Raw genomic sequence first — 23,573 nt, forward strand, 5'->3', positions numbered from 1 at the left:
GCTGCTTTTTCTATTTTATATAACCAATGTGATAACACGGTCGCCTGGTTTTACTTCTTCTTCATCGACAACCATAACATCTAGATACTGATTTGTATTCGTTACGATAATTGGTGTTGTAATATCATAGCCTTCGCTTCTGATACCTTCAATGTCGAATTCTGTCAACAATTGACCTGCTGTAATTTTATCGCCTTGTTTTACGTGGACAGTGAAATATTTCCCTTCTAGTTGAACGGTATCCATTCCGATGTGCATGAGGATTTCAGCGCCTGAATCGGTTGTAATTCCTACTGCGTGGCCTGTTGGGAACACCATCGTTACGGTTCCGTTTGCTGGTGAATATAGCTTGCCTTCTGTCGGTACAATTCCCAAACCTTTGCCAAGTGCGCCGGATGAGAATGCTTCGTCTTTAACGTTTACAAGCGGGATGAGTTCACCTTCAAGTGGAGATACTAAAACTTCTTGTTCAATTAGTGTTTCGCTTTGTGTTACAACTGGTGTGACGGATGCCTCTGTTTCTACTGGATCTTTGAAACCAAATACAAGTGTTAAAATCAGACCTAAGACAAAGCTGACAACCATTGCAAGCATAACCATCCAGAATTGTGTTCCGATTGGGCTACCTGGTTCGATGAAATTCGGAATACCGAAGACGCCAAGTCCACCAAGGATATACCCTTGTGAGCCAGCAAAACCGATAATTCCACCACCGACTGCACCAGCGATACAACTCATGATAAACGGTTTTTTAAGTGGTAACGTAACCCCATATATCGCTGGCTCTGTTACGCCAAAAATTCCGGAGATGAATGCTGGGAAGCCGAGCGTTTTGATTTTTTTGTTCTTTGTTTTTAGGATAACTGCTAGAACAGCACCGATTTGTGCAAAAGATGCGCCGAACGTCATTGCTAAAATTGGATCTGCGTGTAGTGTTGCAATGTTGTTGAGTGCCACTGGGATAAGACCCCAATGAAGTCCGAAGATAACGAATACTTGCCAGAATCCACCTAGGAATAGACCTGCAATAACTGGACTTAAATTGTAAACCCATAGTGTTCCTTGACCTAGTAAGTCGCCTGCCCATACTGCGATTGGACCGATGACGATGAATGTTAGTGGTACAACGATTAGTAATGTAAAGAATGGCACTAAGAAAGTTTTTACGACATCTGGAATGATTTTTTTGAGTCCTTTTTCAACTTTTGAGGCGAAGAATGTTGCTAAAATAATTGGAATAACAGAGGATGCATAACTCATTAGAATAACTGGTATTCCTAGGAATGTAACGTGAACTGGTGATTCAAAAAGCGTTCCTGAAAATAATGTATACAGAGGTTTTCCAGCTGTTATACCTGCTAAGGCTGGATACACGAGCGCGCCACCAATGGCCATCCCGACGAATATGTTGCCGCCGAATTTCTTAATGGCTGTGTAACCTAGGAAAATTGGGAAGAAGTAAAATAGCGCATCCCCAATCGCGTATAGGATTTGATAAGTTCCGGATGTTGCTGTGACCCAGCCGAATGCTAGGAACATTGATGCGAAACCTTTGATCATACCGGTTGCTGCTAATACGCCGAGAACTGGTGTAAATACACCTGAAATCATATCGATAAATCTGTTGAAAAGATTACCGCCCCCTTCGTTCGCTGCTCCTTCTGCGCCTTCAGCAGAAATTCCGCCAACCGCTAGTACTGCGGCATACACGTCTGGTACGTGGTTTCCTATAACGACTTGATACTGTCCACCGCTTCTAAGTACAGAGATGACACCGTCCATTTTTTCTAATTCTTCTGTTTTCGCAATACTCTCATCTTTCAGTTTAAAACGCAATCGCGTGATACAATGGAAGACACTATTGATGTTGCCTGTTCCGCCGACTTTTTCGAGAATGTCTTTAGCGAGTTGTTCATATTTCATAATATAAACCTTCCTTCTTACCTTATTTTTGCACAAAGAAAAACCCAAACCGTTTCATGGGAGAATACATGTGTATCCCACGAATCAGCTTAGGTAATGCCCGTAGATTGGTAACAATCCTTTGCGATGACTATAATATATCACAAGTTGAAAACGATTACAAGAGGTTTTTAAATTTTTTTTCGTTTGGAAAATGTTTTTTTATTTAGCTTGATACATCATGGTGGAAGTGTTAATATTACTTGTTTTTGATTCGGATATCTGCAGTTTTACGCTAGCTCCCTTGAGTATATTCATCGGGATGGAGAAATTAGCCATTTTACTTTTTGGAGGTTTCAGCTCAATAGTGATGGTTTTGCTAGGTAAAATGGTGGCTTTAATGTATTTCGATTTTGTTTCATCAGCATTCCAGATCAGTGTGCCACTAAGCCTTTTTTTGCTGTATGAAAAGGGTTTTATCGTCGCACTGATGTAATTACGCGCAGTTTGATTCAGAGTGCCGTTATACGTATTATTATTTAGGATGAGAAGCTGTAGTACATCTTTTTTACTTGTTGAGCTACCATCGACGAGCGTACTGATGCTCTTACTTTGGATTTTATTATTTAGCATCGTGACAAGTGCTGTGGGATAATAGGTCGTTTTATTATTTTCGGTGACAGGAACTTCGCGGACATTGACGAGGGAATGATAATAGTTGCTGACTTGTCCTAATATCCGGAAATTATTGGATTGGATTGTGATCCCATTCGTCATATTACCATTGCTGATTCCGGCAAAGAGTCTGATAGGATAATCCACGTTGCGCGCAGTGAATTGATTCCCAGTAACCGTAATCGCTTTTGGCCGTGTTACGGTATTATTTTTACGCATATTAGCAGTAAAAAATGAGAAGGTATCTGGACTATCGATATTAACAATGTTGCCTTGATAGACGGCATTTTGTATACCACTTGCTCTCAAAGCGGTATATCTGACGTAGTGCAGCACTGTTTTTATTTTCCATTTTTTAGCGATCATAGCGTTGTTTGGATTCGGTTTATTGGCACCGCTAGACAGATAGATTTGATTATTCCGAACGGTAACGTATTCATTCGCTGGACCGTAGCTGTCGATCGCTGCATCTTGCATACTATCTAGCGCCTGACCAGATTGTTTAACAGCATCGTAATGATAGCTACCGTAACGTTGCATCCAATCGGTTATCCTGTTGTTGGCAATCGTAACTTGGCTATTGCCATAATAGAGTACAATCCCCGTCCTACCAAGATTTTTTACAAGATTATTAGTAATTGCCACGTTGTCTGAGTAGGTAACAACGACACCACTTTGTAATCCAGAATTAATAATTTGACTATTTCGGATATTTATATTTTTGGCCTTGGTGATATTAACAGTACTCAATCCAACCGTGTTGGCATTCAAAATCATATTGGTGATATTAATATTAGTTTTTAGTGCTTTTTTTGTCGTAGCTTTATACCCTGCGTCACTCTCCGCTTTTGTATACTGACCAAGACTCAGCAAGTCTTCTTTATAGAAATTAGTCGGGTTAGTCAAATAATTAAATTTAGGTATATTGGGGTTATATTGTAAAGTAAAATTTTGGAGGGTCACATCAGTGATAGCTTCTTGGCTTTTTATTGTTGCATCGGTAGTGACGGGGCCATTATTCATCGTTAACGTTGTGGTTTTGGGGGATGTTGAAGAGCCTGTTAAAACAATATGTGATTTCAAAATTATCTTACCATTGATATAAAATAGTCCGGCTGGCAGCATGACCTGTTTGGTACCGCTAATGGATGCTTGGTTAATCGCAGCTTGTAATGTTTCCCCGTTTTTCGTTGCAATTTCTGGAGTTGCACCTTTCATAAGTTGTACTTCTGCGTGTGCCATTTGAGGAACAATAAAGAAAAAAAAGAGACTCAATAGGATTCCAATTGTGTACATCATTATTCTTTTCATAAGACCACCGCTTTCTTTTAAATGTGTCGAATTTGTGAACTCTCCTTCCTTATACCGCAAAAAAATACATTTCAAACGCGTATTGGTGCGTTTGAAATGTATTTGACTTGTTATTTCGCTTTTGACATCCATTTGTAATTTTCGGAGCCAATTGGATACGCGATATAATCTTGTAGGGCTGCTTTTTGCAAATAGGCGCGTCCACCTTGATATAGAGGCACCAATGTAGCGTTATCTTTTAGCAAAATTTGTTCCGCTTTGAGTAAGGCGTCCCAACGTTTTTCCGGATCATTGGATAGGCTTCCTTTAGCTCCAAGCACTAGCTTATCATATTCTGTATTCGAGAAACCGGTATGATTTCCAGGGCTGTTTGTTAGGAATAAATTGAGATAAGTCAACGGATCTGAATAGTCGCCACCCCATCCGCCTAACAAAACTTCATAGTCTTGGCTAATATCTGCTACAAAACTCGCTTTTTGTGTCACTGTTTTGATATTCACGGTAAGACCTGGTAAATTCTTTTGAAGTTGGTCTTGCATGAATTCTGTTTGTTGTTTCTGTAGGGAGGAATCACCAGCAGTGAGGGCCAGCGTCAAATCGGTTTTGCCGATTTCTTTTAGTCCTTTTTCCCAATATTTTTTTGCTTCTGTCGGATTGTAGCTTAGCAAATTACCATTTTGCTCGCGGAAATCTTCGTTTGTCTTGGGATCAAACATGATTTTAGCCGGCACATTCCCGTTTAGTACAGCGGAACCATTGGCCAGCAAGCGATCTACCATCGACTGTTTATCAATCGACATCGCAAGGGCACGGCGTAAGTTGACGTTCGCCAAATCGGCTTTCTGTCCGTCTTTACCTTGGTTCATCTTGAGATAGACGGAGCGGCCGGTGAATGTTTTGTTGAAATCTGGATCATCTTTGTACTTAGAGACAAATTCGCCGTCAAGTTCGATGCGATCTAATTTGCCTGTAGTGTATAAATTTAACGCCTGATTTGTGTCTTTTACGACCTGGACGTGGATTTTATTCGCTTTCACGTTCTTTTTATCCCAATACTTATTGTTTTTCACGTAATCCCATGTTTTTTTCGTACCATCCCAGTTTTCTAGTTTGAATGGACCATTGGAAATCAGGTTTTCGCTAGATAAGGCGTAACGATCACCTTGCTTTTCAATGAATGCTTGGTTTTGCGGGAAAAACGTGCCGGTTGTTAGCAAGTCTTTGAATATTGGTACCGGATTTTCGAGCTCGACTTGTAGCGTTTTATCGTCTAGTGCCTTCACGCCAAGCTGATCTGGATCCATATCACCTTTTAGAATCTGCGTCGCGTTCTTCACGATTTCTTCCATCTGCGGACCGTACGCGGCAGCTGATTTCGGATCAACGACTTTTTTCCATGCGTATTCGAAATCAGCTGCTGTTACCGGTGTCCCATTTGACCACTCGGCATCTTCACGAATTTTGAAAATCAGCGTTTTACCGCCGTTTTGTTCTTCCGGCTCAGCCGCCGCCATCGCGAGTGCTGGTTTGCCGTCTTTATCTAAACGGTATAATCCTTCGTATACTTGATTGATTGCTTTAAAACTGACACTGTTATCAGCAGTTGTTGGGTTGACGCCTGGTATTTCGCCTGTTTCCATAATGTTAATCGTGGTGTTCGTATTTGTTTTCTTCGTTTCTGTGACTGCATCTTTTGACTGACAAGCGGCGAGTAATACGAGTCCTAAAAGCATTAGGATGCCTAACATTTTTTTGCGCAAAATCATGTCCCCCTTTTTATTTTTGGCCTCAAAAAAGACCAAAGACATGTCTCCTTTTCAAGACATCTCTGTGGTCTTTATTAAACCATAATCTGTATTCATTGTAAACCAGAACTGTACTATTTTTTGTTTAAATAAACACCAGATCCGACGATTATAATGGTCATTGATAACAGCGCTGCAAGCATGAAAATAGACGGGTCATTGAACATAAAGATGCCGAGAAGTAGGAAGGTAAATCCGACTACTGATAACGTTATAACAGTTATCTTTCGCAAACTATTTCGTGATCTTGCATCTATTTTTTTAAAGCCGATCATTGTAAGCCATAAGAATATTTTTTTGGAATTAGAAAGGTACAGCGCTACCAGAACTAGGAGTGCCCCGACAAGTAGCAAACTGTAACGTCCTGTTGGGATTTCGTAACCTAAACTAAACAAGATGATCGTCAGTTGAATGATTGCAAGTAAGATTAGTAACGCATAAAACATGTACTCAAACTCCAAGCGATTATCTGGTTTCACCTTCTCTTTCCCGTAGTATTCTGTCCCGGTAAACATCACCATGAGAAAAGGAATTAAAATTAAGCCAAGCCATTTTTGGACGAACATGTCGGGTGAAAAATCCGTTCCAAAATGTACCGCTACCTCGCTTGGGAGTAGTGGATACGTTGCTAAGGTTAAAACTAGTGTCGAAAAAATAACCATGCTTGGAAACATTCCAATTCTTTTCATTCGTCTCGCCTCTTTCCTAAAATTAAATTTGGCGATACGTGGCTAATTCAGCTCGATCCTTGGCTATCCTGACGTTTTTCAAAGTTCCTAGATGCGCTGCTGTGTCGTGATAACCGCGCTCTGTCAAAGCACGCGTCGCAGGCAAATATACAACAACCGCAAAACCGGCTCGTGAAAGCTGTTCCACCGTCGTTTTCACACAAAAATCAAAGGCTAATCCTCCAACAATAACAAGATCCACATCTCGCTCTCGTAAAAATTCGATCACTCCGGTCGACAAGTTCTCACGAATATCATGATAGCAAGCGCCGTATGGATGCAAGTCTGGCTCCATTCCTTTCCAAATAAAAAGATCGTACTCGGATGGATGTGGCATGCCATCTAGTAATTCGAAGCCTGGTGTTCCTGGAACGCAGTGCTTTACCCACGTGAGATCTGCATCAGGAAAACCAAGAGGGGCTAACATTTCTTCTGGATTTGTAACCGTCCAAACGGCTTGTTCCGGATGCGCGTCTTTACTACCCATTCGAAGGCTTCCTAGCTGTGCCATAAATTGTAATTCTGGTACGATAAGGTGGCCTTCTGGAACCGGTAGTTCGTCGGGGCAAAGCGGCGTAAAACCTTTTTGAACATCCACATCAAAAGTGGCTATTTTCATGATTTATTACTCCTTTTTGCGATATGTCATCTGTGTGAATTGGCCGTATTTAACGACTTCTTCTAATTCCAGTTGCTCTTTTGTCCCTTTTTCAAAAAGTGGGGTGCCGTCTCCAAGAATTATCGGGGCAACAGTGATAATGAAGCGATCAATTTGTTGTTCTTCGAGAAATTTCTTTACTAACTGAGCGCCACCAACAAGCCAGATACTTTTTCCAGACGTATTTTCCAACCAATTTTTAACGGAGCCATTTACAAATGCGGCGTATTCGTCTTTTGTACCCGCTTTTTCGTTAGAAAAAACATAAACATGCTTCTTGCTATATGGAAACGTGTCGGTGAGCGTGAATAATTGCTTATAGGTGGTATGCCCCATCACGACAGTATCAATTTCGTCCAAGAAGGTTGTATAGCCGTTATCTCCTTCTCCTTCGATTTCTTCTAACCATGCAACACTACCCGCTTTATCCGCTATATATCCATCTAAACTCATCGCTATAAATAATTCAATTCGCTTTTCTGTCATGCTAATCAAATCCCTTCACTACTAGTTTTCCGATCGACTTGCCTGATTCTAAAATTCGGTGTGCTTCTTTTATCGTGGTTGCATTTATTGGTGTTAATGTCTGATTTAAGGTAGATTTTAGAGCTCCCGTTTCAAATAATTGCGCGGACTTCGTTAATATGTCATGTTGGCGCACTTTATCAGGCGTGTTGTATTTGGAACGAGTAAACATGAATTCATAGCTCACCGTCACGCTTTTATCTTTGATGAGGCTCATGGATACTGGATTTTGAAGTTCTACAATGGAACAAATATGACCTTGTGGCAAAATGATTTCCTGCATCGCGTCCCAATAAGCGTCCGTGTTATGTAGGCATAAAATATAATCTACACCGGCAAAACCGAGCGTCTTTAATTGCGGCAAAAGGGGATGGCGATGATTGATGACATGCGTTGCCCCCTGCGATTTGGACCAAGTAACCGTCTCATGGCGTGAAGCCGTCGTGATGACTTCAAGACCTGCCCATACGGCAAGTTGTGTTGCGATGGAGCCCACACCACCGGAACCATTGATGATCAGGAGTGATTTCCCAGCATCAGCGTCCGGATTGATTCGTATCCGATCAAACAGCGCTTCCCATGCCGTTATTAGCGTAAGTGGCATCGCGGCAGCTTCTTCCATAGTCAAATTCGCCGGTTTGGCGCCAACTAAATGTTCATCCACGAGTTGGAACTCCGCATAACTTCCTGATCGCGTGACGTCCCCAGCGTAATAAACGGCATCCCCCACTTGGAATAATTCGACGGCATCACCAATTTCTGTCACAATCCCGACGGCATCCCACCCTAGAATTCGCGGTTTCTCTTCCACCTCATTTTTTGGCGCACGCAACTTGGTGTCTACAGGGTTCACTGAGATCGCTTCGATTTGGACAAGTATATCGTGCCCACTCGCTTTTGGTGTTTCTACCATGACATCTAGAAAACTTTCTTCGGCTTCGATTGGCAAATATTTGTATAATCCTACTGCTTTCATTTTACAACACCTCGTTTTTTTATTATTCCCCGTCTCTTCGCAAATAATGCATAGATTCGGAATTTTTTTGGGAGATTAAAAAATTCGAACGGAAATGTTCGCATAAAAACTAGTTCAGAATAAGTCGCGCAAATGAGGTATAAATATTTTAACGCAAAGTAAAAGAAAGCGCCTTCTCTCGTCCGTATTGCTCGCTATATTTCTTTTTTTAGTCACAGCTATTATCTGGAAAAATTGGTATTATTACTACATTGGGAATAGTTTCCTAAAACAAAGAAAGGAGTCGAAACCAAGAAAGAAGTTTGACGGGATGTATTATTAATTGCACGTATTTACTTTCACTCGAATTATGATTATTTTCAACTAGCTTAAATTAGGAGGTTACTATGGAAAAAACAGCTGATATTATGTTACTACCAAAAGTCGAAAAATTTTTAAGCGTACCCCAAAAACTATTTATCAACGGTACTTGGGTGGACTCGATTTCAGGAAAAAATTTCGAAACGCTAAACCCAGCAACAGGTGAAACTATCACTTTAGCAGCAGAAGCGGGCGAAGCAGATATTGATTTAGCGGTAAAAGCTGCTCGCCACGCTTTTGAAATTGGAGAATGGTCGAAACTGAGTGGCATAGAAAGAGGCAACTTGATCAACAAACTAGCAGATTTGATGGAAGAAAATAAAGAAGAACTCGCGCAGCTTGACTCGTTGGATAATGGAAAACCTATCCAAGAAACAAGAAATGCGGATGTGCCTTTATCTATTGAACATTTCCGTTACTATGCTGGTTGGGCAAGTAAAATTTTTGGTCAAAGCATTCCCGTAACAGGAGATTTCCTGAATTACACACGGCATGAGCCCATTGGTGTTATCGGGCAAATCATCCCGTGGAACTTCCCACTTCTAATGGCGGCTTGGAAACTTGGAGCAGCCCTCGCAACAGGGTGTACAGTTGTACTGAAGCCTGCTGAGCAAACACCACTATCTGCACTTTATCTGGCTAAACTTAGCCAAGAAGCAGGATTTCCAGATGGCGTTCTAAACATTGTCACAGGCGCTGCAAAGACAGGCGAAGCACTTGTTGACCACCCAAATGTCGATAAAATCGCTTTTACTGGTTCTACTAAAGTTGGGAAACATATTATGAGTCAGGTTTCAGAAGATCTCAAACGTGTAACGCTTGAACTAGGGGGGAAATCTCCAAATATTATCTTCCCTGATGCTGATTTATCGCGAGCTATTCCTGGCGCATTAAGTGGTATCATGTTTAATCAAGGGCAAGTGTGTTGCGCGGGCTCACGCTTGTTTGTCCACAGAGACATTTTGGATACGGTGGTTCCCGAACTAGTTGCCCAAGCAAAAAAAATACAGCAAGGTCCTGGTCTGGACGGCGAAACGACCATGGGACCACTAATATCTAAGAAGCAGCAGGAACGCGTACTGAATTATATTGAATCCGGCAAAAAAGAAGGCGCCGAGATACTAACTGGAGGAACCGCGCCATCTGAAAAAGGTTTCTTTGTAGAACCAACCATATTCACTAATGTAACAGACGATATGGTCATTGCCAAAGAAGAAATTTTTGGTCCAGTCGTTGCGATACTTCCCTTTGATACAATAGATGAAGTTATTGAGCGTTCCAATGCGACTAACTACGGGCTTGCTGCAGGTATTTGGACAGAAAATATACGAACAGCCCATCGTGTTGCGGAAAAACTAGAAGCAGGAACCGTCTGGATCAACTGCTACAACGTATTCGATGCGGCATCACCATTTGGCGGGTACAAAGAATCAGGAATTGGTCGAGAAATGGGATCCTATGCATTAGACAACTATACAGAAGTAAAAAGTGTTTGGGTTAACCTCCAATAGTGACTTGCTAGGTAAAACTCATTTGCATATAAAAAAACATACTAGGATTAGTATGTTTTTTTATATGCAAATGAAGGCCACATAATGTTTCTCACGCACTCTTTTTCAAAATATATCAAGATGAACGAAACGCCAACGAACCATGAAAGGTCCTATGAACTAGCATTTACACGAAAAATAAGTTATACTTGCTTCGTTAGCTGAAAGCGATTTCAAATGTATCGGAATACTCGGGAGGTATGAAATGAAAAAGAAAAGTTATTGGTTCATCGGATTGGGTACTATTCTGCTTATTATAGCTGGGATTATCAGTTTTAATTTGCTAAGTAAAGACAAGGAACAAACATCAGACTTAACAAAGAACGCTCCTCAATCAAAGGTTTCAAACTTTAAAAATGTGATCGACATCTCTGCAAACCCTACAGAAAATATGTATGGAAATTATGATACAAATAGATTTAATAATTTTTCTGATTTAGGTGCGTGGCACGGTTATTATTTACCGGATGGTAATATACCTGATATACTGGGCGGTTTTGCCGGTCCTGTCATCCTTGCTGAAGAGTATCCCGCTAATTTAGCGAAAACGTTTAATAAAATTCGAATTGCAAATGATGATACAAAAACAACGTATGATTTAAGCAAAGCGAGTACAGATTTCGCATATTATCCAGGGAAATTAGTACAAAAATATGAACTGGATGATGTAACATTGCAATTAGACCTGATTTTTACTAGCAATCGTACAGCCCTTATTAAAACAAATATCACAAATAAAACAGAAAAGCCGCTTCACTTATCACTTTCATGGCAGGGAACTTTGCTTAACAAACTCCATGACGGTAGCAATGACATCGACTTGAAGCAAACGCTTGAATCAACAACTAATGGCGTCCAAGTTAATTTTTCTAATATAAGAGAAATGTGGGCGTTCTTCTCCACGACACAAACAAAATATTCTATTTATCATGATATGCCTGTTACAAACGCTATTGATAAGAATACATATACATCAAAAGCAAAGAGCCCGATTACGATTGATCCACAGAAAAATTTTGCAACCTATGCCGTGGAAAGCTATACATTCACCGATCAAGAGTTGCAGACTGAAAAAGCAAATTGGGATGCTTATATAGCAGACCAAGATAAGTTGTTCCAAAGTAATAACAAGCGCTGGCAAGGCTATTTAGACAAGACATTTGCAGAAAAAAAATACAACCATTATCCAGAATATAAAAATGCTGCCGTGAAAACCATTCAAACACTGACAACAAACTGGCGTAGTCCTGCTGGTGCAATAAAGCACGACGGTATCGTCCCGTCTATGTCCTATAAATGGTTTATCGGGCTTTGGTCTTGGGATTCATGGAAAGAAGCCGTCGCGACGGTGAATTTCAATCCTGAACTAGCAAAAAATAGCGTGCGTGCCTTGTTCGATTACCAAATTCAAAAAGATGATCCGATTATGCCGCAAGATTCAGGCGCTATAATCGATGCCATTTTCTACAATAAAACACCCGAACGCGGCGGGGACGGCGGAAACTGGAATGAGCGTAATTCGAAGCCACCTCTTTCCGCTTGGGCAGTGTGGAATATTTATACGGCCACAAAAGACAAAGCATTCTTAAAGGAAATGTATCCAAAACTAGTTAACTATCACGAATGGTGGTATTCTAACCGAGACCATGACAAAAACGGCATCGCAGAGTACGGTAGCATGATTAGCGACGCAAACTGGAAAAAAGATGCGAACGACAATAATATCAAAGATGCCAACGGAAATTATGAACTCAATGATGAAGCAGTTATCGAAGCGGCTGCTTGGGAAAGCGGTATGGATAATGCCGTCCGTTTTGACAAAGATGGCGTTGGAAAAAACGATCCCGGTGTATTAGTTTTTGAAAATAAAAACAGCGATAACAAAGTGATCGGTTACTCTATCAATCAAGAGTCTGTTGATCTAAATGCCTACCTTTATGCAGAAAAAGGTTTCCTACTCTCGATGGCAAAAGAGCTAGGTAAAGATAACGATGCTAGTAAATACAAAAAAGAAGCCACAAAAGTACAAGACTACATCGAAAAAAATATGTATGACAAAGATACAGGGTTTTATTATGACCTGCAAATAACGGACGACGCTTCCAAAACAAAACTGCTCGTAAACCGAGGAAAAGGAACAGAAGGCTGGATTCCGCTTTGGGCAAAGCTGTCAGATTCAGATAAGGCAAAAAAAGTACACGAAAACATACTATCCCCAAATAAATTCAACACATACGTGCCATTTCCCACTGCGTCCAAAGACAATCCGCGATTCAGTGCCACAGAATATTGGCGCGGACCAGTTTGGCTCGATCAAGCATTGTTCGGTATAGAAGCCCTACAAAATTATGGCTATAAGTCAGATGCAACCTTCTTATCCAAAAATTTGTTTAACCATGCAGAAGGCTTGATGGGCAACGGTCCAATTCATGAAAATTACGATCCGCTTACCGGAGATGGCTTAAGCACAAAAAACTTTAGCTGGTCTTCTGCCGCCTACTATTTAATGTACCAAAATACAATTGTAGGCAACAAAACAACCAGTCAGACTGGAATAGAAAAATAATATCTTCTGTGCCTACAATTTCAATGTTTATAAGTAGTATCAACCATTTCCCTGATAAAATAAAAAATCGCCCAGCCTTTCATTGGTTGAGCGATTTTCTATGCTTTACAGCGCGCAATAGCATCGAATCTGTTTCAAAAAATACATGGCTTTATGCAGTGGTTGATGTGATTTCTATTATAGGAAGGTCTATCATTTATCTAGGGAATCACGAAGGAGCTGATACGAGAGAGCATTAAATGCAAAATAGGATTGATAATATTTAAATATAATTGGAGGATGAACATGAAAAAAAAGAAATTACTAAAAATTGGGATAATAGCCGCAATAACATTGATGAACACAGGAGGTCTATTAAGTAGGACGAGCGTTGATGCCAGCGCTAAGAATATTTTTAACCTTCAACAACCTCCTATTTCCACTACATTACCGCAAGAAAAACTGGACATAGCAGGTATTTTTGCAAATTTAATCTACGAAGCGGCTTTTACGAATAAAATCAATGATTCCTCAGGCCATATGAATGGTGGTCCCTATCCTTTCGAAAAAGAATTTAATGCGCATTTGGATTGGTATAAAACAGTAGACAAAGAGACCTGGAAAATAGAATCCGATATGCAACTCAAAGCCACCTATCTACCAAATATCAAAAAATCTAACAAAACTGTGATTTTAATTCATGGTTTCAGTAGCCAGCCAAATTTTATGGGGGCATGGGCAAAAGTATACTATGATTTAGGTTACAATATTTTAACACCAGAAATGAGAGGCCATGGTACTAGCCCCGACAAACAACGATCGCTTGGTTGGAAAGACAAAGATGACATCGCCCAATGGGCAAAATTGCTAAACGAGAAAACAGGCGCCGATTCTGAGATTATTTTATCTGGCTTATCTATGGGGGCATCTATCGCAATGATGAGTTCAACAGCGACAGAATTACCCCAAAATGTGAAAGCAATTATTGAAGACTGTGGCTACACGTCTATTGCAGAACAAGTGAAGTTTCTTATTAACGATAAATTGGGCTTTCTAAATGATGAGACAAGAGCGTTGGTTTATCATAAATTAAATGATTTATTATTGGAGCGTCAGGGCTTCAAAATGGAAGAGGGTTCTGCGATCAACCAAATTAAGCAATCCAAAATTCCTTTATTAGTGATCCATGGTGACAGTGATACAGCTGTCCCAACGAGTATGGCAAAAGCAATTTATGAAGCCTCACCCGCGCCTCAAAAAGAGATCTTATTAGTACCATCGGCAAGCCATCCAGAAGCAATCCTATTCGACCTACCACAATACAAGCAAAAAGTCGCCAGCTTTTTAGAAAAAGTATGGTAATAAAATCATAAAAAAACAGACAAATGTTAAGCGATTGAAGCTGAGCTTATTCAAGCATGCCAAGTCGGCATCATGAATGAGCTCTCTTTTTAGCAAGGTAAGCGCGCCTCCTTGGTCTGGAAACGCGCTTTCACTATACCCATTTTCTATGATTTACTACACTTGCGAACACATAGAGAAATCAAACTTATAATTACCAACAGTAAACCGAATACTATAGCTACTTTATTCATTTCTTCTCCTGTTTTTGGAAGTGTAGTCTTTTTCACTATTGATTGGTTATATTTAGATTGCATTTTCACATCAAAGACGCTATGTTCAGCCAAGTTCCGCTTATTTTTAGTACTAGTTACCGCACTTTTATTATCATCTATGTTTGTAACTTTCTTCGTGAACTTATTATCTTTGAACGCCTCGTCATCCTTATCTAGAGCTGGTGTTGGAAGGCTTTTCTTATTCTCTTTGACTGTTACATAAGCAGTACTTTTTACGCCTCCATAAGAATACTCGATCGGGTAGATTCCTTCTTTCGTGACATCTACCGTTCCGTTGGCTTGAATGCTTTGAAACTTGATTGGATCGCCAGTTTTATCCGACGCACTTTCGAAATTGTCAGAAGCACTCCAGCTCTCACCAACGTAAACTATGGAATCTTTGACCACTATTTTCGTTTTATCTTTCTTATAATGATACGTAATTATTTGTGCCTGATCTGTATAGTTTCCAACAATGCTATTTCCCTCCTGTGTCTGGCCGTTTAAATCTCCCGACCGAAAAATATATCCTGGTATATCTTTCGTATTACTTTCAAAAAGGTCTCCAAAAATTGCGTTCTTATCTAATATCTCTTCTTGTTGGCTTATTTCTTTTTGTGTATCATCATCGATATATTGCACTTTCACAGGGGCGGCTTTTTTCAAATCATAGCTATAGATAACTGTCTGTTCATTTGTATCATCGAATATGCCAATTCCCTCGGAAACTTGGACTCCATTTAGCGTAATGTCTTTCAGTTCGTATCCTGTAAATGATTTTAATTCTGTTTCAAAAGAATCGCCCCATTTTTTCTCATTCCCGTCCAACTCTTCTTTTGCTAGCTCCTTACCATCTTTATCTTGGTAGATAACATGTACTGGCTTCGCTTTGGTTTTGGTGTAGGAATAATAGACTTTGATTGTCTGATTAGGATCTGGATAGGTTCCTTTTGCATTGTCGGGTATGTGTGATAATGCATAGCGATTTATATTTTTAGGCGCAAAATTGTAGGCTTGATTCACGCCTCCGTTCTTAACATCTACAGGGCTTATCTCCTCTTTTGTATCTTTGTCAATATAGTGTAGTTCGACTGTACCACCAATATCAGGCTCATAAAGGTAGATTACTTCGCTGCTCGTATCGCTAAAAGTTCCAGATGTATTGTCTGGTATATCAACCAGATGGTAACCTTTTATGAATTTGGGTGTTGTTACGTATCGCTCCTCATATTTCCCCGTTAAGATTTCTTCTGTGGCAATTTCTTTTTGATCATTTTTGTTAATATAGCGTACTTTTACTTGACCAGGAGCGTCATCTTTTTTTAAAGAGTAAGTGAGTTCGCTTGAATATTTCACGTCATTATCATCCGTAAATTTCCCATATGGATTACCTTGAATTTCTTGTAGTGTGTAATGATCGGTTTTCAACTTTTTTAAAATTTCTTGAATCGCTTTGTTTTTTTCAGATCCGTCAAAAGATTCATCATGTTTCCCGTACATTAGATAGCTTTCATCTATTAGCCTGCCTTTATCATCTTTGAAACGCACAATGACCGGCTTGCCATCATTTTTTTCGTAAACAAACGTAATTTCTTGTTGTTTATCTGTTACTTGACCAATAATCTCGTCCTTTTTCTGTCGATAATGATCTATATTAATTGCCTGCTCTTTAAATTTAGAACCATAATTTAGTCCTGTTAATTTCTTGTCTGGATGAATAGTCTTACCTTTTTCATCAACGTATTGAATAACTATTGGAGCTCCTTCAGATACTTTATAGCGATAGACAATTTCTTGGTTGTCATCTGTTAAATATCCTTCTTTCTTTTCACTACTATCTACAAGTGTATAAAAAGGAATTTCTTCTCGAGGTGTAACTGTATATTTATCTCCCCACTTTCCAGATATTATTTTATTGTCGACTCCTGGGATTGCGTTTCCATCTTCATTTATATATTTTACAGTCAACGGCTTCGCTTGCTTTAGTTTGTACTTAAATGATTGTTGTTGCGGTTTCTCATCTAGCTTTATCCCCATTTCCTCTTTGCCATCTATCGTTTCATAATGCGCCATCTTTTTTGCCTTCGCTGTTACTGTATCGCCATATTTACCTGTCATAATATCAGGTGTGGGACTTCCGAAAGCTTCTCGTTGCTTATCATTTAGAGTGGATTCTGCGTTCACATGGTTGACTGATACATTTCCGCCTTGCTCTCTTTCAAATTGATATTCCGCATTGATTTCCCCATCTCGATAGCTTCCCGTCGTATTTTTTTCGCCAACGTATTTGTAATGTTGATTTTTAATATATTCTTTTTTTGCTGTGTAGTCTTTTTGTACCTCTTGGTTGTAGGAGCTGCCAATTTTTCCGTATACCACACTTTCACTCATAATAGATTTCCCCGTGTCAACGTCTGTATAGGAAACCTTTACTGCGCCTTCTTCATTAGCTTTCGTGACGTGTACTCTGATGGATATCGGTTGATCTAATAAATCTTGGGAATATAACGTTTGTTCCGAGCTTCCCCAAAAAGCTTCTCGTTCTAGCGTGTGGAATACTGTGTAAACACTGCGAACTTCTAATAAAAAGCTTGTATCGATTTTTTTATTTGTTTTGGCAGTAATCGATATGGAACTTGGATCAGTTTTAGTTGTGCCGTTACCGGGGCGTTTGTAGTCGATGGATAGTAAATTGGTATCCACGCCGACGGTAGTATAAATAGGGTTCATGCTAATGACATACGCTTCTTTTTTCCAAGTAGGGCCTCCCTCGCTATACTTTGTTGACTCTCCTGTCTTATAGGAAAATTTATTAGTTAATGGAGTCGTTACTGTATTAATATACTGTTCTGAATTGCTTTGAATTATTCGCTTTACATTTTCTGTTAACTCTGCTTTTGATTCATTTTTCGCCGACGCGACTCTTTGCTCCAGAGCAGCATAGACTACCTTAGGCTCTAACACAAAAGTGAAAAAAGGAAAAATCACCATCATTACTACAAGTATTTTTAAAAATTTCTTCATCTCGAACCTCCGATTATTTTTTTATAGTTATACTATAATTTTGTTTAAAAATTGGGAATAATGATATTTTTTGAGTGCTATTATTTATTTTGATCGTTGATTCTTATGTAGCTAAACATTAGGCTGATGCAAGATATACTTGTCACCAATAGTTTTTTTGTAATGTTTTAAAACCAGTGTTTATTTTACAACTTTATCCTACTCTGCTATAGTAACATTATTACTTGAGACTTTGTATGTACAATTAGTGTTTAGCGCTAGACATTAATTGTGAATAACAACGAAGGGGGTATCATTTTGATTCCAGACTATTTGCAAAAAGAACTAAATATTTTATTCTTTATCATCAAAAAAGAGAAAACCTCGCTACGAGATATCTCCACATCTTTAGGGATTTCTAAACAAACTGTAAAATCGAACATGGTCAGAATCAATCAATCTTTTGATCAATATCTAACAATGAAAGACTTCATTACATCAGACAATACGGGCACTATTCGTGTGAACCAGCAGTATGAGAAAAAAGCTGTAGAATGTTCTTATATTTTGAAATTAAAATTGCTGAAACTTGTAGTCATATTCAATTATGCCGTGCTACTTACAACTAGATCCGTAATTACGAAACAGGAGGTACTCGATTTATTATTTATTTCAGAGAGCTACTTCACCAAATTAACATACAAATTAAACACATTTTTGAAACCGTATCATATTAAAATAATTATTTCTGATAACAAGGTTTCCCTTGAAGGTAACGAAATGTTTATCAGGGTTTTTTCTTACATATTTTTACAGGATTCTTTTCAGGATTTAGAATGGCCTTTTACCAATATAAGCATAGATGAAATTAAATCAACAGTTCCTCCAACAGGGCTACAAAACGCTCATAAGAGATCCAATACAAAAGAAAGATCTCTCTATATTTTTTATGCCATTCTTTATACTAGAATAAATGAACAAAACTTTATTAAAAATCCTGATTCTACTGAACTTTTATCATTCTTTGAACTCATCAAGGATAACTTTGACGTTGCGCTAATTTTTCACAAAAATGGGTTTGGCCATCTTAGCCAAATTAACAAAAAAAATGAAATACTTGTTTTTAATTTTCTTTCTAGAATTTTCATTTCAGATATTATTCCCAGAGAACAAAAAATTCGACTCGGAAAAATTTTTTCTGTTCAAAAACATCCTTATTGTGTACTTTCGAAAGATATCTATACTCGCTTTTCCACACTAACATCCTTAGTTTTATCAGAAGAGAAAGAATATATTTATATCTATTATTTGTCACTTATAATCTCTTTATATAATTTAATCGGAGATGCATTTCTTAGTTTTGTTGACCTGTATATCCCAAAACTCACCATTTATATACCAAGGGAAGATAATCTAGCTGATGCTATAAAAGAAAAACTTTCTCCCATCATAGATGATGAACACTATCTGGAAATGATATGTAATTTTTTGCATTCTTTGGTGAATTCCGAGAAAAATCCTAAGGTCTATATTTATTTACAAATGACGAAGGATTTTACAGCTATTTATGTTATCAAAAATCGTTTATCTTCGCTGTATAACCATACTAATATTTCTGTTACTAACGACTACTCAAAAGCAGATATTATCGTGACGGATACGCTTGAGAAAGCCAAGCCAAATAAACACGTATTTTATCTAGATTCAACTAGAAACATGGAGAGATGGACGGAATTAACAACGATTATACAAGATAAATTCCGTGAGAAAATAAACTTGGAAGAGGGACTATAGTTGGTTATGTCTGAGTAAGTATACAACATCCAAATTTTTAATCACAAAATAAATATACGAAGATTAGTAGGTAAAACCACCATCATGGCCTGGCTTACTAGCCTTCGTATATCTTTCATTGGATATCATTATTCGATTTTTTCTGGAATCGCTTTAATCCGCGCCACCATTTTGTTTGTATATGTTGAAACGCTAAAAACTGCTTGCGGGCGCTTTTTAGTTTTTTGTACCTTCTCGGGTTCTTCTGATAAAACTGCTGGTGAAAGTTTTCAGCTGGCCAAAAGACGGAGGTTGGTTCTATGGCGGTCACAATCGGCCGTTTGTATTTTCCGAATGCCGCTAAATTTTGTTTGGAACGTTCTGCGATTTGGCGTTGTTCTTCATTTGCCACGAAAATAACCGGTCTATAGTTACTACCGCGATCAGCCATTTGACCAAACTCATCGGTGGGATCGGTCAGCTGCCAATAAAGTTCGACTAGCTCTGCATAGCTCCAGATTGTTGTATCAAAAATAATCTCTACAGCTTCCACATGCCCCGTATAGCCACCCACTACTTGCTCATATGTTGGATTATCCATATGCCCACCAGTATAACCTGATGTCACTGCAATGATTCCAGGCTTGGTCTCGAATGGCTCCACCATACACCAAAAACATCCGCCAGCAAATATGGCCCGCGCTTGGTGAGGTCCGTCATCATCATAATGTTTTGATAAGTCAAACGAATCCAAAGTAGCAGCGTTCCCAGTAATTTTTAAATAGAAGTCGGTGACGTCTGGAGTTAGGTTATTTCTTAAAGCAAGTGGACGCAAATCAGCTTCAAGCTTGGCAATCTGGTCGTCAAAATTCGCCCCATTATCGATTCCTGTCTTTGCGGTGCGTAATAACGAACGTTCCCAATCCCGAGTAGCTGGATTAAGAAGCAAATTATAGAGATCTCGAGTGACTTCTGCTTGATTCTGTTTCATAATTTAGGACCACCCTCATTATTTTGTTTTTATATCTCATTATTGCACGAACCAATAACTAAAATCCATAAAGATTAGAGACACTTAAGTGAGAAACTGTGATGCAGATTGAAATAAACATCATAATATATACTACCCTTTTTTCGAAAGATACATGGTTTTATGCAGGTAAAAGATCCAAAAGCATAAACAAGCATTAATAAAAATAGTTGGGAATCGCATAAAAAACAAAAATCACGAAAAATAGGAATGTCTGTCATAGTAATGTTAATAAATATGGGCGTTTGTCGACACGCCGAAAGAGCCTAAAAAATTTTTAGGCTCTTAGTGTCTTCTATTATCTTACAGTACTGGTACACTCACCGTTTTAATCTCGCCACCAAGTGCATTGTATGCTGTCAAGGTAACCGTATCTGTCCAATTCTTAATCAATGTTTTCGCGTAGTATTGGAAGTCTGGTCCTGTTGTTGGAACACTAATTGTTGACCCCTTCGCATTAACTAATTTTTGCTACGTCACCTGTAAATTGACCTTTCACGTAGCCATCTTTACCAAGGGAGAACGAATCTACTGTCACATCACCGTTTGTCGTGCCCGTGCCTGTCGTTGCAAACGTCACTTTTTTGCTACTAACTGCTTCTCCAGCCGCGTTATAGCCTACCAAGTCCACACTGTCGGTCGTCTTCGTGATGTTTGGTTTCACGTAGTATTTGATGGTGCCACCTGTTACGCTAATGCGCTGTAATGGCTTTTCATGGATTTGTAATTCTACTTTGACGATGTCACCTGTAAAGGTTCCTGTGACATAGCTTTCTGTACCGATCTGGAATGGTGTTACAGAATTGATTATCCCCGTTGACAGCACTGGTTCGTCTTTTGTCACAGTGACTGTTTTTGTGACAAGGACTTTGCCGTTGATGTCATAGGCCGTTAGTATCACGAGATCTATTTGGTTGTAAATCACATTGCTTGCGTAGTACTTAAAGTCTGATCCGCTCACGCTGATTTTGCTACCTTCTACGTTTTTGACGGTCAAACTGATTTTTGCGATATCCCCAGAAAATTGTCCAGTGACATAGTTACCTTTACCAAGCTTGTATGGCGCTAGAGTTAGGCTAAAATTCGCTGGTGCCTGTGTTGCATTTAATAAGTTTTGTGCTTTGTCTAACTCTTGTTGCAAGCTGTCCCTTACGGCTAGAGTTTGGACCACATTAATCATATTTTGGGCCGTCATAGGGCTGAGTACATTTGAGGTAAGGTTGTTATCTTGGAACAGGGCCATAACTGCATTCACTGCCATGGTCTTCGCTAACGCTTCATTTGCTCCTGGTGCAAGCGGTCTTTCATTATTACTAACTTTTACTGTTTTTCGTGCTACTTCGTTCGTACCATTATATCCGGCTACTTCTACTTTTGAGCCTTGTGTGATGAAATCGTTTGTGGGAATGCTGTAGGTTCCGTCCGCATTCAGTGTCCCATTTGCCTTCACAACATCATCTATAAGTAGGCGCACACTTGTAATTCCTTTACCCACTGTTCCTGTAATGGTTGCTGATGTTATATCTGCGTCATCCGCAAGTAGGTTATAGTCTAGTGGTGTATTTCTTACTTTCAATAAATCTTTCGCCTGCACGATAGCTGCTTGCATGTTCGCTCTCACTGTTTCGGTAACCCCACCGCTGCGTCTACTAATTGTTGCGCAGAATCAATTGCCTGCTGATCAGTTGTCAGTTTAAGGACATTGGTGCTTGGGTTATTGTTTGCGAAAAGCGCTACTACTGCATCCGACGCCATTTTAGAGCTTACGGATGCCGCTTTTACTGGTGTTTCAAAAAGGATGTTAGATGGTATTACAATACTTGTTCCTATAATAGATGTTACTGTCAATACGCTGACTTTTTTTCATTTTGTTATTCAATTGATCATAGCCTCTTTCATTTCTCGGGATAGTAATATCTACTACTAAAAACGGATGACCTTGAATGGATATTCGTGTGTTGTTTATCAATTTGGCATCTCCATTGCTTTTTCATCATTATTTCGAATAGATTAATTACTAAGTTATCCTCTCATAATAAGAAAAACTATGAGAGCTAATTTGGTCATTTGTCACTAAAGGTTCATTTTTTGCGATTCTTTTTAATCTATCGTACAAATACGAGCGAAGTGCGACAACGAAAAGGCGGTCAAAACTCATACGCAAAAAAACACTGCATCCGTATACAAAACCGATAGTGAATTTAATCACATGAAGGTGCAAGGAGCTAGCTATTGCTAGTTCGCGATATCGATAGGAACTTTTGTAGCACTAAAATATGCCGCCAAGTCGGGTGATAGGGCTTGGTCTGTCACTAATAATTCGATGTCTTCAATTTTTGCAAATGTGGCGATGGAGCTTTTATCGATTTTGCTATTATCCACAAGTGCGATTGTTTTTCTGGCTGTGGCAACCATTTCTCGCTTTAATTCTACTTCATATAAACTAAAATCTGTGAGTCCATCTACTGCATTTAGCGCATAGGCCGATGTGAAAAGTATATCAACGTTTACTTTCTTCAATAACTCATGTCCGATGAGGCCTTCAATCGAATTGGAGCCGCTGCGCACGATTCCCCCGATAATGATAACTGTTAAATTCGGATTTTCTTTTAGCATGGTTGCTGTTGTTAATCCGCTAGTCACAATCGTGAGGCGTTTCGTTGATTCTTTGATGAATTTCGCGAGCTCAAAGCAGGTGGTGCTGGCGTCCAGTATGATGCATTGGTCATCCTCGATATATTCAAAAGCAGCCGCTGCAATACGTTGTTTCTCGGACCTATGCTTCTTTTCACGGACGGCGTATTTTTTGTCGATCTCATCCTTTTCCTTCATCATTGCGCCACCGTGTGTTCGAATTAACAATCCTTGTTTCTCCATAGCATTTAGATCCGCTCGAACGGTTGCTGCTGAAAAGTTAAGCTTCTCGCTCAACTCATTGACGGACACTGTTTTTTGTTCTTGAATCATATGAAGAATCTCACTTCTACGTTGATTTGCGAACATGGATTTTCACCTACTTTTTCATATTATGGTGTAATTCATCGTTTACTTCTATTTACTTTCAATAAATCACACTTTCAATTCTACCACATACAAACCAATATTTGTAGTATACA

The 23,573-nt window shown here is 39.2% G+C and carries 17 protein-coding genes and 1 pseudogene; 4 read left to right on the plus strand and 14 right to left on the minus strand.

From position 1 onward, the window contains the following. Positions 1-15: 15 nt before the first annotated feature. From HCJ54_RS09570 to HCJ54_RS09600, 7 genes are all read right to left on the minus strand, one after another. A complete protein-coding gene (locus HCJ54_RS09570; RefSeq protein ID WP_187137476.1) occupies positions 16-1,923 on the minus strand; it encodes a beta-glucoside-specific PTS transporter subunit IIABC in 1,908 nt (635 codons plus the stop codon). Positions 1,924-2,124: 201 nt separating this feature from the next. Further along, complete coding sequence (locus tag HCJ54_RS09575; protein WP_187137477.1) at positions 2,125-3,888, minus strand: right-handed parallel beta-helix repeat-containing protein; 1,764 nt, start codon at positions 3,886-3,888, stop codon at positions 2,125-2,127. 110 nt (positions 3,889-3,998) lie between these two features. Continuing rightward, complete coding sequence (locus HCJ54_RS09580) at positions 3,999-5,636, minus strand: peptide ABC transporter substrate-binding protein (protein WP_425324802.1); 1,638 nt, start codon at positions 5,634-5,636, stop codon at positions 3,999-4,001. A gap of 131 nt (positions 5,637-5,767) precedes the next feature. Then, the gene (locus HCJ54_RS09585) at positions 5,768-6,382 is read right to left on the minus strand and encodes a DUF1648 domain-containing protein (protein ID WP_036065595.1); all 615 of its coding nucleotides are present in this window, start codon (positions 6,380-6,382) and stop codon (positions 5,768-5,770) included. A gap of 22 nt (positions 6,383-6,404) precedes the next feature. Next, positions 6,405-7,040 carry an isochorismatase family protein gene (locus HCJ54_RS09590; RefSeq protein ID WP_187137478.1) on the minus strand — a complete coding sequence of 212 codons (636 nt, stop codon included), beginning with the start codon at positions 7,038-7,040 and terminating at the stop codon, positions 6,405-6,407. 6 nt (positions 7,041-7,046) lie between these two features. Then, positions 7,047-7,565 (minus strand): dihydrofolate reductase family protein, encoded by a 519-nt coding sequence (locus tag HCJ54_RS09595; RefSeq protein ID WP_036065593.1) that lies wholly within the window; start codon positions 7,563-7,565, stop codon positions 7,047-7,049. A gap of 1 nt (position 7,566) precedes the next feature. Next, on the minus strand, positions 7,567-8,580 hold the full coding sequence (locus tag HCJ54_RS09600; protein WP_187137479.1) for a zinc-binding alcohol dehydrogenase family protein: 1,014 nt from the start codon (positions 8,578-8,580) through the stop codon (positions 7,567-7,569). Positions 8,581-8,966: 386 nt separating this feature from the next. On the opposite strand from HCJ54_RS09600, the gene HCJ54_RS09605 reads away from it, so the two are divergent. The 3 genes from HCJ54_RS09605 (at position 8,967) to HCJ54_RS09615 (ending at position 14,397) form a co-directional block, all read left to right on the plus strand. Further along, positions 8,967-10,451, plus strand: coding sequence for an aldehyde dehydrogenase family protein (locus HCJ54_RS09605; protein WP_187137480.1), 1,485 nt, complete (start codon positions 8,967-8,969; stop codon positions 10,449-10,451). A gap of 244 nt (positions 10,452-10,695) precedes the next feature. Continuing rightward, a complete protein-coding gene (gene ygjK, locus HCJ54_RS09610; protein ID WP_187137481.1) occupies positions 10,696-13,056 on the plus strand; it encodes an alpha-glucosidase in 2,361 nt (786 codons plus the stop codon). Between the two features lie 285 nt (positions 13,057-13,341). Then, on the plus strand, positions 13,342-14,397 hold the full coding sequence (locus HCJ54_RS09615) for an alpha/beta hydrolase (protein ID WP_187137482.1): 1,056 nt from the start codon (positions 13,342-13,344) through the stop codon (positions 14,395-14,397). Between the two features lie 146 nt (positions 14,398-14,543). On the opposite strand, the gene HCJ54_RS09620 is transcribed toward HCJ54_RS09615, so the two are convergent. After that, positions 14,544-17,675: a MucBP domain-containing protein gene (locus HCJ54_RS09620; protein ID WP_187137483.1), complete on the minus strand. Its 3,132-nt coding sequence runs from the start codon at positions 17,673-17,675 to the stop codon at positions 14,544-14,546. A 297-nt stretch (positions 17,676-17,972) separates the two neighbouring features. On the opposite strand from HCJ54_RS09620, the gene HCJ54_RS09625 reads away from it, so the two are divergent. Continuing rightward, positions 17,973-19,448 (plus strand): helix-turn-helix domain-containing protein, encoded by a 1,476-nt coding sequence (locus HCJ54_RS09625; RefSeq protein WP_187137484.1) that lies wholly within the window; start codon positions 17,973-17,975, stop codon positions 19,446-19,448. Positions 19,449-19,563: 115 nt separating this feature from the next. Here HCJ54_RS09625 and msrA read toward each other — a convergent pair whose 3' ends face one another. The 6 genes and pseudogenes from msrA to HCJ54_RS09645 form a co-directional block, all read right to left on the minus strand. Further along, positions 19,564-20,181, minus strand: a complete 618-nt coding sequence (gene msrA, locus HCJ54_RS15465; RefSeq protein ID WP_342354462.1) for a peptide-methionine (S)-S-oxide reductase MsrA — start codon at positions 20,179-20,181, stop codon at positions 19,564-19,566. Between the two features lie 18 nt (positions 20,182-20,199). Continuing rightward, a pseudogene (locus tag HCJ54_RS15470) lies at positions 20,200-20,418 on the minus strand (bacteriocin immunity family protein); the annotation flags it as partial. 342 nt (positions 20,419-20,760) lie between these two features. After that, positions 20,761-20,898 (minus strand): immunoglobulin-like domain-containing protein, encoded by a 138-nt coding sequence (locus HCJ54_RS15705; protein ID WP_425324803.1) that lies wholly within the window; start codon positions 20,896-20,898, stop codon positions 20,761-20,763. 16 nt (positions 20,899-20,914) lie between these two features. After that, the gene (locus HCJ54_RS09635; RefSeq protein ID WP_187137486.1) at positions 20,915-22,078 is read right to left on the minus strand and encodes an immunoglobulin-like domain-containing protein; all 1,164 of its coding nucleotides are present in this window, start codon (positions 22,076-22,078) and stop codon (positions 20,915-20,917) included. Further along, positions 22,075-22,305 (minus strand): hypothetical protein, encoded by a 231-nt coding sequence (locus tag HCJ54_RS09640; RefSeq protein WP_187137487.1) that lies wholly within the window; start codon positions 22,303-22,305, stop codon positions 22,075-22,077. The genes HCJ54_RS09635 and HCJ54_RS09640 overlap by 4 nt, the downstream gene beginning before the upstream one ends. A gap of 387 nt (positions 22,306-22,692) precedes the next feature. Further along, positions 22,693-23,460 carry a DeoR/GlpR family DNA-binding transcription regulator gene (locus HCJ54_RS09645; protein WP_187137488.1) on the minus strand — a complete coding sequence of 256 codons (768 nt, stop codon included), beginning with the start codon at positions 23,458-23,460 and terminating at the stop codon, positions 22,693-22,695. Positions 23,461-23,573 lie beyond the last annotated feature (113 nt).

The sequence above is a fragment of the Listeria grandensis genome, from assembly GCF_014322885.1.
GTDB classification, from domain to species: Bacteria; Bacillota; Bacilli; order Lactobacillales; family Listeriaceae; genus Listeria_A; species Listeria_A grandensis.